We start from the raw sequence: 12696 nt of genomic DNA on the forward strand, positions 1-12696 counted from the left end.
CCGACTCCCTGCTGGGGAGCCGGGGGACGCGGCCCTCCTCTTTTCGGGCCCCGGGAGGGCTTCCCAGGGCGCCCGGGGCGTTGGCCGTGGACGGTGTGGCCGCCTTGTCCGACTCGGGCGTTGATATGCCGCAATCCGGGGGATAGAAGCGGACGCGCATGTCCTCCGACACGACCCAACCGCTCCGATACAAGCGCATTCTCCTCAAGCTCTCGGGCGAGGCCCTGATGGGAGAGGGGAAGTACGGCATCCACCCACCCACACTCAGCGCCATCGCCGATGAGGTCATCGAGCTGGCGCAAGCGGGCGTGGAGGTGGCCCTGGTGATTGGCGGAGGCAACATCTTCCGCGGCGTCGCCGGGGCGACGGAGGGCATGGACCGGGCCAGCGCGGACTACATGGGCATGCTGGCCACGTGCATCAACTCCATGGCCATGCAGGACGCGCTGGAGAAGAAGGGTCTGCACACGCGCGTGCTGTCCGCCATCAAGATGGAGCAGATCGCCGAGCCCTACATCCGCCGGCGCGCGGTGCGCCACCTGGAGAAGGGCCGCGTGGTGATTTTCGCCGCGGGCACGGGCAACCCGTACTTCACCACGGACACGGCCGCGTCGCTGCGCGCCATGGAAATCAACGCCCAGGTCATTCTCAAGGCGACCAAGGTGGACGGCATCTACAGCGCGGACCCGAAGAAGGACCCCACCGCGCGCCGCTACCGCTCGCTGACGTACATGGATGTGTTGAAGCAGAACCTCAATGTGATGGACTCCACGGCCATCTCGCTGTGCATGGACAACAAGCTGCCCATCATCGTCTTCGACCTCACCGTGCCGGGGAACATCCGCCGCGCGGTGCTGGGCGGCGGTGAGATTGGTACCGTCGTGGGCGGCAGTGAGACGGTCTGGGCCTGACGTCACGCACTCATCCCGATTCCAGAGTTCAAGGAGAACACGCAAATGAGCGACGACCTCGTCAAAGAGCTGAAGGAGCGCATCAACAAGACGCTCGAGGACCTCAAGCGCGAGCTGACCAAGGTGCGCACCGGGCGCGCCAACATCGCCATCCTCGACAACGTCCGCGTGGACTACTACGGCACGCCCACGCCCCTGTCCGGCGTGGCCAGCGTCAACGCCCCGGAGCCCCGGCTCATCACCATCAAGCCGTGGGAGAAGAGCGTCCTGAAGGACATCGAGAAGGCCCTGCGTGAGGCCAACCTCGGCATCAACCCCATGAACGACGGGGAGATGATCCGCCTGCCCTTCCCGCCGCTCACCGAGGAGCGCCGCAAGGAGATCGCCAAGCAGGTGAAGACCAAGGGTGAGGACCACAAGGTCGCCATCCGCAACATCCGCCGCGACACGAACGAAGTCCTCAAGACGCAGCTGAAGGACAAGAAGATCACCGAGGACGACCAGAAGCGAATCACGGAGAAGGTCCAGAAGGAGACCGACGACGGCGTCAAGCAGGTCGACTCCATCGTCCAGGCGAAGGAGAAGGAGGTCATGTCGGTCTGATGGCCTTCGTGCTCCTGGCCGAGCCCGCCGCTCCGGTGGCGGGTGTGTTGCGCCGGTACCTCGAGGGCGCCGGCCACGAGGTGGCGTGGGTGGCCAGCGTCGACGAGGCGCTGCGCGCCGCCCGGGAGCGTCCGCCCTCCGTGCTCCTGGCCTCCGGCACGGGAGCGCTGGACGGCGAGGCGCTGTGCCGGGGCGTGCGCGCCCAGGGCCTCACGGCGCCCGTGCTGCTCATGTACCCGCCGGACGAGGAGCACGCCGACGAGCGCGCCCTGCAGTCGGGCGCGGACGGCAGCCTGGTGGGCCCCCTCAAGCGCGCCACGGTGCTGACGTGCGTGTCGCTGCTGGTGCAGCGCGAGGAGGCCCGGCGCGCGCCCCAGGCCGCTCCGGCGCCCGTGACTCCGGCGCCGGTGGAGCCTCCAGCGCCGCGCGCGCCGCAGGTCCCCGTGGGGGCGACGTCCGCGGACTTCGAGTTCCTCAAGCGGCTGATGTTCATGGAGGTGAAGCGCAGCCGCCGCTACCGCTACCCCATCGCCCTGCTGATGGTGGAGCTGGACCGCTTCCAGGAGCGGGCCTCATCGCTGGCGCCGGCCGCGCGCAAGGGCGCCCTGGCGGAGACGCTGGGCCTGCTGGTGGCGGGGGTGCGCGACATCGACGTGGCGGTGCCCTTCGCGGACAGCCGCTTCGTCGTCTTCCTGCCGCACACGCCCCGTTCGGGAGCCCGGGTGGTGGCCGAGCGCCTGCGCGAGAAGCTCAAGGGCGTCACCTCGCTGCCCGCGGGCACGGCCTCGGTGGGGGTCTCCGTGTCGGAGCCTCCGGCGGGCAAGGGCGCGGGGCCGGGCGCTCCCGTCCAGCAGATCAGCTTCGGCGGGATGCTGAAGGACGCGGGAGACGCGCTGCGACGCGCGCAGGCGGCGGGAGGCGACTGGGTGGAGGTGGCCAGCGACGCCAGCCGGAATCAGGACGGGTAGACGAAGTCCACGTCGCTGATGTGGTGCACCACGTCGGCGACGAACCGGAACAGCTCCAGGCCCCGGCCCTTGTCGTCCAGCCAGGTGCCGGTGGCCTCGTCGTGGCTGAAGTGGATACCCTGGCCCTGACCCGCCACCCAGATCTGCTTCACGGCGCGCTGGGTGTTGACGATGCACTTCTCCCGGGAGCGGGCCGTCAGGGTGAGCATGTCACCGGTGCTCTCGGCTTCCAGCACGTCCGGGTCGATGGCGTCCGCCGCGGCGAGCATCCGCTTGAACACGGCGGCGACGAGCTGGTTGTAGCGTGCTTCGTCCATCATGGCCGACCGGGGGCCCTCACTGGATGACGTCGAGGACCGGGTGGCCGGGGGCCGCGTAGAACAGGAGCTTGTACTGCGCGTTCTCACCCTCGGCACGCTCCAGGGCGATGACAGTGCCCGGGTTGACGGGCTTGGGGAACGACTGCATCCCCAGCAGGTGGGCGGCCAGCGCGCCCATGGTCGGCTGGTGGCCGACGAGGACCAGGTTCTCGCCCTCGTGCTCCTTGATGAGCGAGTCCACCGTGCCCACGGGCATGTCCGGCAGCAGGCTCTTGTGCACCTGCAGCAGCCCCTCGTACTTCATCGCCATCGAGAGGATCTGCGCCGTCTGCACCGTGCGAACCAGCGAGCTGGTCAGGATGAGGCTGATGGGCCCCATGCGCTCGGACAACGATGCGAAGTGTGCCGCCGTGTTCGCTCGCGCCTTCGCCGTGAGCCAGCGTGCTTCATCGCCGAGACCCTCGGGGATCTCCGCGTCCGCATCGCCGTGCCTAACCAGGAAAATCCTCAAAGTCCCTCCACCGGAGCAACCGGACCGCGGTTCGTACACGACCGCCGCCGGGTTGGTCAAAGGTAATGCGGCGATTGTTCAGTGGCCTGAACAACCTTCAACGTGACAGACAGGAGGGGGCCGCCCTCCTCCGCACGCGTCCGCGCAGCATACACGCGGGGGCTGACGAGCCGTCTCTTCAGGGAAGGAGTCCGGATGCGCAAGGCGCTGTGGGTCCTGGCGGGGGCGCTGGCCCTCTCGGGATGTAAGAAGGATGGGGCCGCGGGTAGCGAGGCACCCGGGGTGGAGGATGCGGGCGCCGCCGGGCTGGACGCCCTGGAGGCGGCCGAGGTCGGCGCGGCCTATGTCGTGACGCCCGAGAAGCTGACGGCCTACGTGGCCTACCAGCGGCGGATGCTGGAGGTGTACGGCTCGCAGGTGAAGGGGCTGCAGGGGCTGGGGGTGCTGGTGGACGCGGGCACGCCGGAGGCGATGGCGGAGGTGCGCGCGGGCCTCAAGGTGGTGGAGGCCAAGGCCAAGGCGGAGGCGGAGGCCCGGGCGTCCGCGGGGCTGAGCGTGGCGGACATCAACGGGCTGGCCCAGGTGGTGACGGCCGTCATCGGTCAGCGGCAACTGGGGCGCACGCTCCAGTACGAGGACGAGCTGCGCAAGCTGGAGGAGCTCCAGCAGAAGCTGCCGCCGGAGCAGCGCGAGGAGCTGGCCGCGCAGGTGTCCTCCATGCGCCGCCAGGTGGAGTCCTTCCAGAAGCTCACCGACGTGCGCCGCGAGTACGGCGACGCCAACGTGGACGTGGTGCTCACGCGCGAGGACGAGCTGATGAAGAACTACCAGGAGATGCTGCGCGTCTTCACCGGCACACGACGGTGAAGACGCGCGAGGCCCCTCACACGCGCTTGAGGTGCGGGGCCTTCTTGAGCAACTGCGCCAGGTACAGGTCGGCGACCTTCTCCATCACCGTGTTGCCGCGCAGCCGCTGGTTCAGGTTGACGAAGTCGACCTGGTCCAGGCGCTGGTCCTGGTTGTAGCAGGAGAAGACCCACGTCTCCTTGCCGGTGCGCGGGTCCACGTGCCGCTGGAGGCACTGGGCGCAGATCTCCTTCATCATGCACTGCATCGGCGAGTTGATGGAGCCGATGGCCTCGTGGTCCGGCTTCAGGTACGGCTGGAGCACGCCGTGGCGGGCCTCGGCGACCGCGCGCATCATCCGGTCCGAGCCGATGGCGATGATGCGGTCCACCTCCGAGAGCGGGATGAGCGAGGGCGCGGCGAGCTTGCCCTCGGCGTAGGCCAGCATGGCCTGCACCACGTTGCCTCGGAAGGCCGAGTCCTGCGGGCGCCGGGGCTCGATCGTCTCCCCGGTGTCCACGGACCACACAATCTGGTCCGTGCCCGCCTCGATTTCGTCCTGCTTGAAGGAGTCCGACTTGAGCCGGTAGCCGGCGAAGTAGACGACGCGGCAGCCCGCGGCCTTGAGCGAGCGGGCGATGGAGAAGAGCACCGCGTTGCCCAGGCCGCCGCCCACGAGCACCACCGTCTCGTTGTGGCCAATCTCCGTGGGCGCGCCCGTGGGGCCCATCAGCACCACGCTCTCGCCCGGGGTGAGCGCGGAGCACAGGCGCGAGGACGAGCCCATCTCCAGCACGATGGTGCCCATCAGCCCCTTCTCCTTGTCCACCCACGCGCCGGTGAGGGCCAGGCCCTCCATGGTGAGGCGCATGCCGTCCACCACGGGCGCGTTCCGCTCGAAGTTCTGGAGCCGGTAGAACTGGCCGGGCTGGAAGTGGCTGGCCGCGTAGGGCGCCTTCACCACCACCTCCACGATGGTCGGGGTAAGGCGCTTGACGGCGACGATGGTGGCGTTGAACGCGGCGTCCAGCTTCGCGAAGTGCGCGGCGCGCTGCTCGTCACGGCGGGCCTGGGCCACCTCGTCGTCGAAGTCGAGCGCGGCCACCTCCTTCGCGTACAGGCGGGCCACCTCACCGTAGCCGTCCTTCGCGCTGGCCATGGCCTTCACCACGTTGCCCGCGTAGGTGGGGTGGTTGTCGCCGTAGAAGGAGATGAAGTGGCCGTCCTTCGCGTACGACGTGAAGAAGCCCACCTTGGCGTCCAGGTCCTCGCTGGCCTCCACGCGCTCGAGCGTGAAGCCGTCCGCCGTCTCCACCAGGGAGTGGCCCTGGAAGTAGTCGCCGCCCTCGTCGAGCTGGAAGGTGCCCGGGTACTCGCGCTCGTAGGTGACGTTGGGCGAGGTGCCGGCGGCCACGCACACCGTGCGCGCGGGCAGCTCGAAGAACTGGCCGCTGCCCTTGAGCTTGCCGTCGACGGTCACCATGCGCTCGAAGCGCAGCGCGCGCACCGCGCCCGTCGCGTCCGGAATGGCCTCCACGGGGCTCATCCGCTCGATGAAGCGGATGCCCTCCTCCAGCGCCTTCGTCACCTCCTCGTGGTTGAGGCGGTAGGCGGGGGACTCGGTGAGGCTGCGGCGGTAGGCCAGGCTGACGCCGCCCCAGGCGCGCACCAGCTTGATGAAGTCGGGCGTGCCGCCCTCGGCCTTCGCGCGCTCACGCTCGGCGCGCACCGCGCGGCCGTGCTCGAGGAAGGTCTGGTAGGTGGCGCGCTCCTCGGCGTCCAGCCGCGCGAAGACGGCCTCCTCGCCCAGCTCCGCGGCGAGCTTCTCGTGGCGCGCGAGCGCCTTCTCCACCTGCACCGGGTAGTACGCCATCAGCTCCGTGGCGGTGTCGACGCCGGTGAGGCCGCCGCCGATGACGATGGCGGGCAGCTGCACCTGGAGGTTGGCCAGCGAGTCCTTCTTGAAGGCGCCGGTGAGCTGCAGCGCCATGAGGAAGTCGCTCGCCTTGCGGATGCCCCGGATGAGGTTGTTCTTCATCCCGATGATGGTGGGGCGCCCGGCGCCGGCGGCGATGGCGACGTGGTCGAAGCCCAGCTCCCACGCGTCCTCGATGGTGAGCGTGCCACCGAAGCGCACGCCGCCGTGGATGCGGAAGCCCTCGCGCCGGGCCAGCGTCAGGTGAATGAGCGTGAGGAAGTTCTTGTCCCAGCGCACGGTGATTCCGTACTCGGACACGCCGCCGAAGCCCTCGAGCACGCGCTCGTCCAGCTCGCGCGTCAGCGAGCGCCAGTCGCGGATGGGCGTGAGCGCGTGGCCGTTGCGGCCCACCAACTCGTCGGAGAACGGTTCGATCTTGAGGCCGTCCACGCCCGTGACGCCGAAGCCCTCGTTGAGCAGGTAGTGCGACAGCGTGTAGCCGGCGGGGCCCAGGCCCACGACCATGACGTTGCGGCCCACGTAGGGCAGCGCGTACGGCCGGCGCACGTTGAGCGGGTTCCAGCGCGTGAGCAGGCCGTAGATTTCGAAGCCCCAGGGCAGGTCCAGCACGTCCGTCAGCGCGGCCGTCTCCGCCAGGGGGATGTTCACCGGCTCCTGCTTCTGGAAGATGCAGGCCTTCATGCAGTCGTTGCAGATGCGGTGGCCGGTGCCCGGGCACATCGGGTTGTCCAGCGTCACCATGGCCAGCGCCGCCAGCGAGTTGCCCTCGCGCTTGAGCAGGTGGGCCTCGGAGATGCGCTCGTCCAGGGGACAGCCCGTGAGGGGGATGCCCAGGGGGTTCTTCTTGTAGCTGTGACCCTCGGCGACCTTGTCCTTGGCGGGGAAGCCCGTGGAGCAGGAGTCCTTCTGGCGCTCGTGGCAGAGCACGCAGTAGTCCACCTCGTTCATCACGTCGCGCTGGGTGCCCCGGCGGTCGGTGAGCTTGAAGCCGTCGCGGTGGCGCAGGTGGTGCTCCAGGCCCTCGGTGGCCTCGGGCAGCTCGGCGTCCGGACGCTGCAGGTGCACCAGCTGGTCGAACACCAGCGGCTTGGGCACGCGGTGGGTGGGCCACGTGTGGAACTGGTCCTTGGTCTCCGGGTGCAGCGCGCGCGCGTACGTCCAGCGGTCCGCCAGCGACAGCAGGGCGCGCACGGCCTGCAGCTCCGCGGCGTCATCGCCTTGCGTGACGAGGCTGGAGCCGAACGCCTCGCGGCCCTCCGGGGTCGCCACGAGCGCTGCGCGCAGGGCCGTCCAGCGCTCGCGCAGGGCAGGGGCCTTCTCCTGCTGCTCGGCGGGGAGGTTGCCGGAGAACAGGCGCTCGAGCTCCATCAGGCTGAGGACGGACTCGGCGAGCCCTCGCTCGAAGTCGCCGGTGGAGAGCGCCTCCGGGAAGCCCAGCTGGAGCATCCGCCGCATGCGGCCGTCCAGCGAGGGGAACTCGGCCAGCGTCGGGCGGTCCGGGGCGCCCTTCTTGAAGACGCGGCGCGTGATGAACTCGCGCTTGAAGTCGAAGAGGGGCAGCTCCCCCTTGAGGTGGCCCATCAGCCTGTCGAGCTCGGACTCGACGCGGAAGAGCCGGGCCACGAAGCGCGACATGTGGCGGGCCACGCGCACCAGCAGGTCGGACTCGGCGGGGCCGGTGAGGCTCTTGCCCTGGGACTTGCGATAGGCGTCGAACGCCTGGAACAGCTCCGGCTCGTCCTCGGCGAGCCGTGCGTCGAAGCTCTGGGCCAGCCGGCGCAGGCCGCGCGGGCGGTAGAGGTCCTCGAAGGTGAAGCCCGGCAGGCCCAGTTGGAGGGAGGGGCCAGGGTCATTGGGCAGGTCGGTCAGGGCGCGCATATCACTGAAGGTGTAGGAGGAACCCGGAGCAACGGCTCGCGTGCGGGGCCTATTTCGCGGTGAGCCGCCCGGAAAGCAAGCGGCCTCGCGACGCCGCGTGAAACCGGGCGATGGGAGCAAGTGGCTTCCCTGGGGTTGTAACGCGAAGGGCGGACATCAGCCGCCCTCCATCTGCTGGCCTCCGGGACAGGTCGGGGCCGTCGGCAGGATGCGCCAGGGCTTGAGCGGCCCGCACCGGGACGCTCGTGGGTTGGAATGAGGCCAATGGGTTGGCCCGACGAGGGGCGGGTGACTCGGACGGCCCGCTGGTCGCTCGCCCTTCGGGAGAGGGTGCTCCGTACCCCTCCGACATGTCGCCCTGGGGAGGGCGTATCGCACCCGGGGCCCGGCCATTCCGCTGCGGCTGTCACCGGGTATCAGTGGGGGGCAGGTTCGCGGGGAGTGGTTCGCGCGAGCCCGGAGCGGGGAGGGTGAGGTGGTCCAGTCGGCGGCGGAGCTTGAACAGCCCCCAGAACATGCGGGCCGCGTCGAGCCCGGGGATGACCTTGGAGCCGCCGAAGTCCTCCCAGTCGATGGGGACCTCCAGGCAGCGGGCGCCCTGGCGCTTGAGGAGGGCGAGCAGCTCCACGTCGAGCAGCCAGCGCTCCTCGCGCAGCACGTCGAGGAGCGGGTGCAGCACGCGGGCGCGGATGAGCTTCACGCCACATTGCGTGTCGTAGAAGTGCAGGCCGAAGTTCATGTCCGTCAGCGTGGCGAAGATGCGGCCCTGCAGGTGCCGGCCCAGGTTTCGCACCACGCGGCGGCCGGCCATGAGGATGCGTGAGCCGGCGAGGACATCCACGGCCTGGGCTTCGGGGGCGTCGGACAGGCGGACCAGTCGGAAGAGCTCGTCCGCGCTGATGGCGCCGTCCGCGTCCAGGAACGCGAGCCAGGTGGAGTCAGTGGAGGCATGGCGCCAGCCGAGCCGGATGGCGGAGCCCTTGCCGCCATTGCGAGGCGCGGCGACGTAGGTGAAGCGGTGGTGCGAGCCCGCGGCGGAGAGCCGGGCCTGGGCCTGCTCGACGCTGGCTCGCTGAAGGGTGGCGTGCTCGGGCGCGCTGCCGTCGTCGACGACGAGGAACTCCACCCGTGGCGTCGGCTGCCCAAGGGCGACGTGGGTGAGCGACGCCACGAAGCGAGGCAGGCGCTGCCCCTCGTTGTACGCGGGGATGACGACGCTGATGGACGGAGCTCCCACGCGCCGGTTTGAGCACGGTGGGGCAGGGGCGTCAACGCGAGGGGGGCGGGCGTGTGGGCCGGTACTTCAGGAGGCCCTCCGGACTCCGTGCTTGGGCGAAGCGGGAATCGCAACGGGGTTGCTGTATCGCTCATGGCCTCCGGACGGGCCGTCGCGCGACGCCGATGGAGGCTCCTCGCCCGGTGAGCGAGGTGCACCAGGTTGGCGCGGATGCTGCTTCGAGTCACTCGAGGCGCGCCGTGGCTCCACAGCACCGCGGGGAGTGGCGGGGCCTGGCGCCGCGCTGTGTCCTGGCGGCGCCGCTTGGACCGGAGGGCTCGGCGCGCTCTGGGAGCCGCCAGGAGCGCGGTGACCTCGCATGGGGCGGCGAGGCTTCGCGCTGCCCCAGGAATCCCATGGAGCGAGGTGCTCTATCGGCGTCGCTTGGGGCGACGGGACTTCGCGCCATCCTTGGGGCGGGCCGACTTGTCGGTCGGTGGCGTCTGCTCCTTCGCCGACGTCACGGTCTCCGTCCTGGTGGTGCGAGGCTTGGGCAGTACCTCCGCGGCATCGCGCGGCGTGCTCCGTGCGCCATGCCCGTCCTGCGACGACGTCGCCTCACGACCCTGTTTCGCTTCGTGACTCCGCGAGGTCGAAGTCCCCTTCTGCTGCATGACCTTGTCCGCGCCCGGCCCCGCGTCGGTGTGCGCCGTTCCGGCGGCGCGCGGAGGCCGTGGAGCAGGCGGCTCGACGCTCGTCGGCGCGTGTGACCCCTGTCTCTCCGTCCTGGACGTGCTCCTCGTCAGCGAGGGGCGTGCCGCCGTTTCCGGAGTACCCGACGTCACTGGGCCTCGCGACTCCTCGACCGGGGGGCTCGCCTGTCGCGCGCGCAGTTGCTCCACCTCGCGGCGCAGTCGGAGGACCTCCGCGGAGAGCTGGGCGTACGAGTCACGCACGTGCCCGTTGAACACGCGCTGCCGTCCCAGGGCCTCGTTGATGAACACCTGGCACGACTTGCGGAACGCCCACTTCGCCACCACGACGAGCTGCCCCACGCCGCCCCGGTGCGTCTGCAGCGGCAGCGCGCGTGTCGCGTCGGCGTTCTCCTCGAGCGCGTGCAGGTTGAACGTCAGCGGCTCCAGCCGGGGCTCCACGCCCTCGGCGGGCACCTCCACCGGCTCGGAGGTGGGCAGCCCGCGCGTTCGCAGGCGCTCCTCGATGCGGGCCAGCAGCTCCCGCGCGGGAATGTCGCGTCCCAGCAGCTTCATCGGTGCTTCTCCTCGAGGATGCGTTGCAGCTCGTCCCGGTAGGTGGCCACCACCTGCGGCCATCCCTGCTTCTTCACGTACGCCAGCCCCTTCGCCCCCAGCGCCTTGCGCGCCTCGCCCACCTCGCGCAGCCCCTGGATGAACGACGCCAGGTCCGTATAGGCGCGCCCCGCGCCGCTGCGCTCCACCTGTCCCACCAGCACGTCCGAGCGCCCGTTCACCAATACCGGCGTGCCTTGCGCGAACGCCTCCAGCGTCAGGAGCGACAGGCTCTCGTAGCGCGACGGCACCACCACCGCCAGCGCTCCGGCCAGCGCGTCGTGCTTGTCCTGCTCGGGGATGCGCCCCAGATAGCGCACGCCATCGCCCTCCAGGGACATGTGCGCGTCCCCCGCGAGCACCAGGTCCGGCGCGTCCGCGTACCGGTGCTTCAAGGCCTGATGGAACTCGAGCAGCTCGGGGACACCCTTGCCCGGCTCCTGACGGCCCACATACAGGAGGTAGTCGCGGTGCACGCCGTGCTTCTGTCGGAAGCGCGCTCCGTCCGCCGAGGGCCGCTCCACGCCCACGCCCACCACGCGTGTCCTCGCGTGGTTCGGGAAGTACTTCTCGATGATGGTCAGCTCCTCCGGCGTCAGGCACAGCAGCGCGCGGGGAAGCTCGAAGACGTCGCGGTACGCATCGAAGCGGATGGGCGCCTCGTCATGCGTGGTGGGCACGAGCAGCGAGCGGTCCGCCACCAGCGGCATGCCCCACACCGTGGGCGCATACAGGTACGTGAAGAACAGGTAGCCGTCATACGCGTCGCGCGTGGAGGCCAGGTGGTGGAGCAGCCCTGGGGCCAGGGGGCCTTGCTCGGCCACCCACTGCTCCTCGCGCAGCCGCTCGTTGCTCTTGTCGAAGAGCTTGCGCGACAGCCCGTTGAAGCCCCGGATGTTGCGCACGCGCGTGACGGGGAAGCGCAGCACGTCCACGCCGCGCACCCGGTCCGGTCCCGCGGGGAAGTGATTCTCCCAGGACAGGTGGTTCTTCGCGCACGTGGTCAGCACCGTGAGGTCCCAGTGCGGCGTGAGCCGCTCGGCCACCTGCGCGGCCAGCATCTCCGCGCCGCCCGTCACCTCGCCGTACCGCTGCACCACCACCGCCACCCGGGGCCGCTTCGGCGCCGCCCGACGGACTCGCGGCGCCGGCAGGTAGGGCTCCAGCGCTCGGGACAGCGCGCGCTGCACCGAGGGCGCGGAGAAGTGCTCCAGCCTTCGACGCTGGCCCGCGATGACGGGCTCACGCAGGGAGAGGTCCTCGCTCAGGTCCACCGCCAGCTCCGCGAGGAAGGCGAAGCGCTTCTGGTCGAACGCGATGCCCGCGCCGCCCAGCGTCTCCGGCACCGCGGCGGCGCCGTACGCCAGCACGGGCACGTCCGACGCCATGGCCTCGATGAGCGGAACCCCGAAGCCCTCGTGCTCGCTCATCGACACGAACACGGACGCGGAGCGGTACGCGGCCACCAGCTCCGCGTGGCTCAGCCGCCCCAGGAAGCTCACCCCGCTCAGCCCCTTGGCCTGCTTCTCGAGCGAGCGGAAGTAGCGGCTGCCCGGCTCATAGCCGCCGACCATCAACAGCCGCGCCTGGGGCCGCAGCCGCAATACCTCGCGGTGCAGGGCGATGAGGTCCTCGAAGCGCTTGTGCGGCATCACCCGGCTGACACCGAGCAGCACCGGCCCCGGGCCCGCCAGCCTGCTCAGGAGCTTCGCGTCGGCGCGGTCGGGCCCGAAGCGCTCCGGCTCGATGAGCAACGGCACCGTGTGGACGTTGCGATAGCCCGCGACGCGCAGCTCCGCGGCGTTGTAGTCCGACACGCCGATGGCCACGTCCACGAAGGGCGCCATGGCGGCCAGCTGCGCACGTCCGGCGAGCAGCGCGTTCTCCAGCGACAGGCCCGTGTAGAAGCGCGCGGGGCTGATGTTGTGGAAGACGAGCCCCTTGCGACAGGGCAGGTGCATCAGGCGACTGCTCAGCGGCGAGGCGATGCCGTGGTGGTACAGCACCAGGTCATCCGGCGCCGGCTTCAGCTCGGAGGCGGGGCTCGCCAGCCCTTCCAGGCCCGCGCCCACCTCGTCGGCGTACAGGCCGCCCCATACGCCCAGTCGGCGCAGGAGGAGCTGGAGGTGCAGCGCGGCCTGCCCGGTGGCGTCGCCGGGCACGAAGCTCGCTATCAACTGGTGGATCGCCATGCGCG

Annotated in this window: 10 protein-coding genes; 4 read left to right on the forward strand and 6 right to left on the reverse strand. The window is 70.3% G+C overall.

The window, feature by feature from the left end; all coding sequences use genetic code 11:
* Window positions 1-158 precede the first annotated feature (158 nt).
* Genes pyrH through OWM54_RS32925 form a run of 3 tightly spaced genes read left to right on the forward strand, consistent with a single transcriptional unit; the run spans window position 159 to window position 2482 of the window.
* Entirely contained in the window at window positions 159-911 is a 753-nt protein-coding gene (pyrH, locus tag OWM54_RS32915; protein ID WP_223745362.1) for a UMP kinase, read from the forward strand.
* A 45-nt stretch (window positions 912-956) separates the two neighbouring features.
* Window positions 957-1514: a ribosome recycling factor gene (frr, locus tag OWM54_RS32920; RefSeq protein WP_141328206.1), complete on the forward strand. Its 558-nt coding sequence runs from the start codon at window positions 957-959 to the stop codon at window positions 1512-1514.
* A complete protein-coding gene (locus OWM54_RS32925; protein ID WP_267700040.1) occupies window positions 1514-2482 on the forward strand; it encodes a diguanylate cyclase in 969 nt (322 codons plus the stop codon). Before frr ends, OWM54_RS32925 begins: the two co-directional genes overlap by 1 nt.
* Here the strand turns inward: OWM54_RS32925 and cyaY are convergent.
* Window positions 2470-2802: an iron donor protein CyaY gene (gene cyaY, locus OWM54_RS32930; RefSeq protein ID WP_223745364.1), complete on the reverse strand. Its 333-nt coding sequence runs from the start codon at window positions 2800-2802 to the stop codon at window positions 2470-2472. The genes OWM54_RS32925 and cyaY overlap by 13 nt on opposite strands.
* Before the next feature lie 16 nt (window positions 2803-2818).
* Window positions 2819-3313, reverse strand: a complete 495-nt coding sequence (locus OWM54_RS32935) for a SixA phosphatase family protein (RefSeq protein WP_141328200.1) — start codon at window positions 3311-3313, stop codon at window positions 2819-2821.
* Window positions 3314-3508: 195 nt separating this feature from the next.
* On the opposite strand from OWM54_RS32935, the gene OWM54_RS32940 reads away from it, so the two are divergent.
* A complete protein-coding gene (locus tag OWM54_RS32940; protein ID WP_223745365.1) occupies window positions 3509-4180 on the forward strand; it encodes a hypothetical protein in 672 nt (223 codons plus the stop codon).
* A 16-nt stretch (window positions 4181-4196) separates the two neighbouring features.
* Here the strand turns inward: OWM54_RS32940 and OWM54_RS32945 are convergent, their stop codons facing one another.
* The 4 genes from OWM54_RS32945 to OWM54_RS32960 form a co-directional block, all read right to left on the reverse strand.
* Window positions 4197-7976 (reverse strand): FAD-dependent oxidoreductase, encoded by a 3780-nt coding sequence (locus OWM54_RS32945; RefSeq protein ID WP_267700041.1) that lies wholly within the window; start codon window positions 7974-7976, stop codon window positions 4197-4199.
* A 406-nt stretch (window positions 7977-8382) separates the two neighbouring features.
* Window positions 8383-9213 (reverse strand): glycosyltransferase, encoded by an 831-nt coding sequence (locus OWM54_RS32950; RefSeq protein ID WP_141328194.1) that lies wholly within the window; start codon window positions 9211-9213, stop codon window positions 8383-8385.
* A 410-nt stretch (window positions 9214-9623) separates the two neighbouring features.
* On the reverse strand, window positions 9624-10460 hold the full coding sequence (locus tag OWM54_RS32955) for a hypothetical protein (protein WP_267700042.1): 837 nt from the start codon (window positions 10458-10460) through the stop codon (window positions 9624-9626).
* Window positions 10457-12691 carry a glycosyltransferase family 4 protein gene (locus tag OWM54_RS32960; RefSeq protein ID WP_223745369.1) on the reverse strand — a complete coding sequence of 745 codons (2235 nt, stop codon included), beginning with the start codon at window positions 12689-12691 and terminating at the stop codon, window positions 10457-10459. The genes OWM54_RS32955 and OWM54_RS32960 overlap by 4 nt, the downstream gene beginning before the upstream one ends.
* Between the last annotated feature and the right edge of the window lie 5 nt (window positions 12692-12696).

It is taken from the genome of Myxococcus sp. MISCRS1 (genome assembly GCF_026626605.1).
Classification (GTDB): Bacteria; Myxococcota; Myxococcia; order Myxococcales; family Myxococcaceae; genus Myxococcus; species Myxococcus fulvus.

Bases quoted from the DNA above. Each gene is read 5' to 3' on its own strand.
- cyaY (WP_223745364.1), bottom strand. From the start codon at position 2,802: ATGATGGACGAAGCACGCTACAACCAGCTCGTCGCCGCCGTGTTCAAG.
- OWM54_RS32960 (WP_223745369.1), bottom strand. From the start codon at position 12,691: ATGGCGATCCACCAGTTGATAGCGAGCTTCGTGCCCGGCGACGCCACC.
- OWM54_RS32925 (WP_267700040.1), top strand. From the start codon at position 1,514: ATGGCCTTCGTGCTCCTGGCCGAGCCCGCCGCTCCGGTGGCGGGTGTG.
- OWM54_RS32940 (WP_223745365.1), top strand. From the start codon at position 3,509: ATGCGCAAGGCGCTGTGGGTCCTGGCGGGGGCGCTGGCCCTCTCGGGA.
- OWM54_RS32945 (WP_267700041.1), bottom strand. From the start codon at position 7,976: ATGCGCGCCCTGACCGACCTGCCCAATGACCCTGGCCCCTCCCTCCAA.
- frr (WP_141328206.1), top strand. From the start codon at position 957: ATGAGCGACGACCTCGTCAAAGAGCTGAAGGAGCGCATCAACAAGACG.
- pyrH (WP_223745362.1), top strand. From the start codon at position 159: ATGTCCTCCGACACGACCCAACCGCTCCGATACAAGCGCATTCTCCTC.
- OWM54_RS32955 (WP_267700042.1), bottom strand. From the start codon at position 10,460: ATGAAGCTGCTGGGACGCGACATTCCCGCGCGGGAGCTGCTGGCCCGC.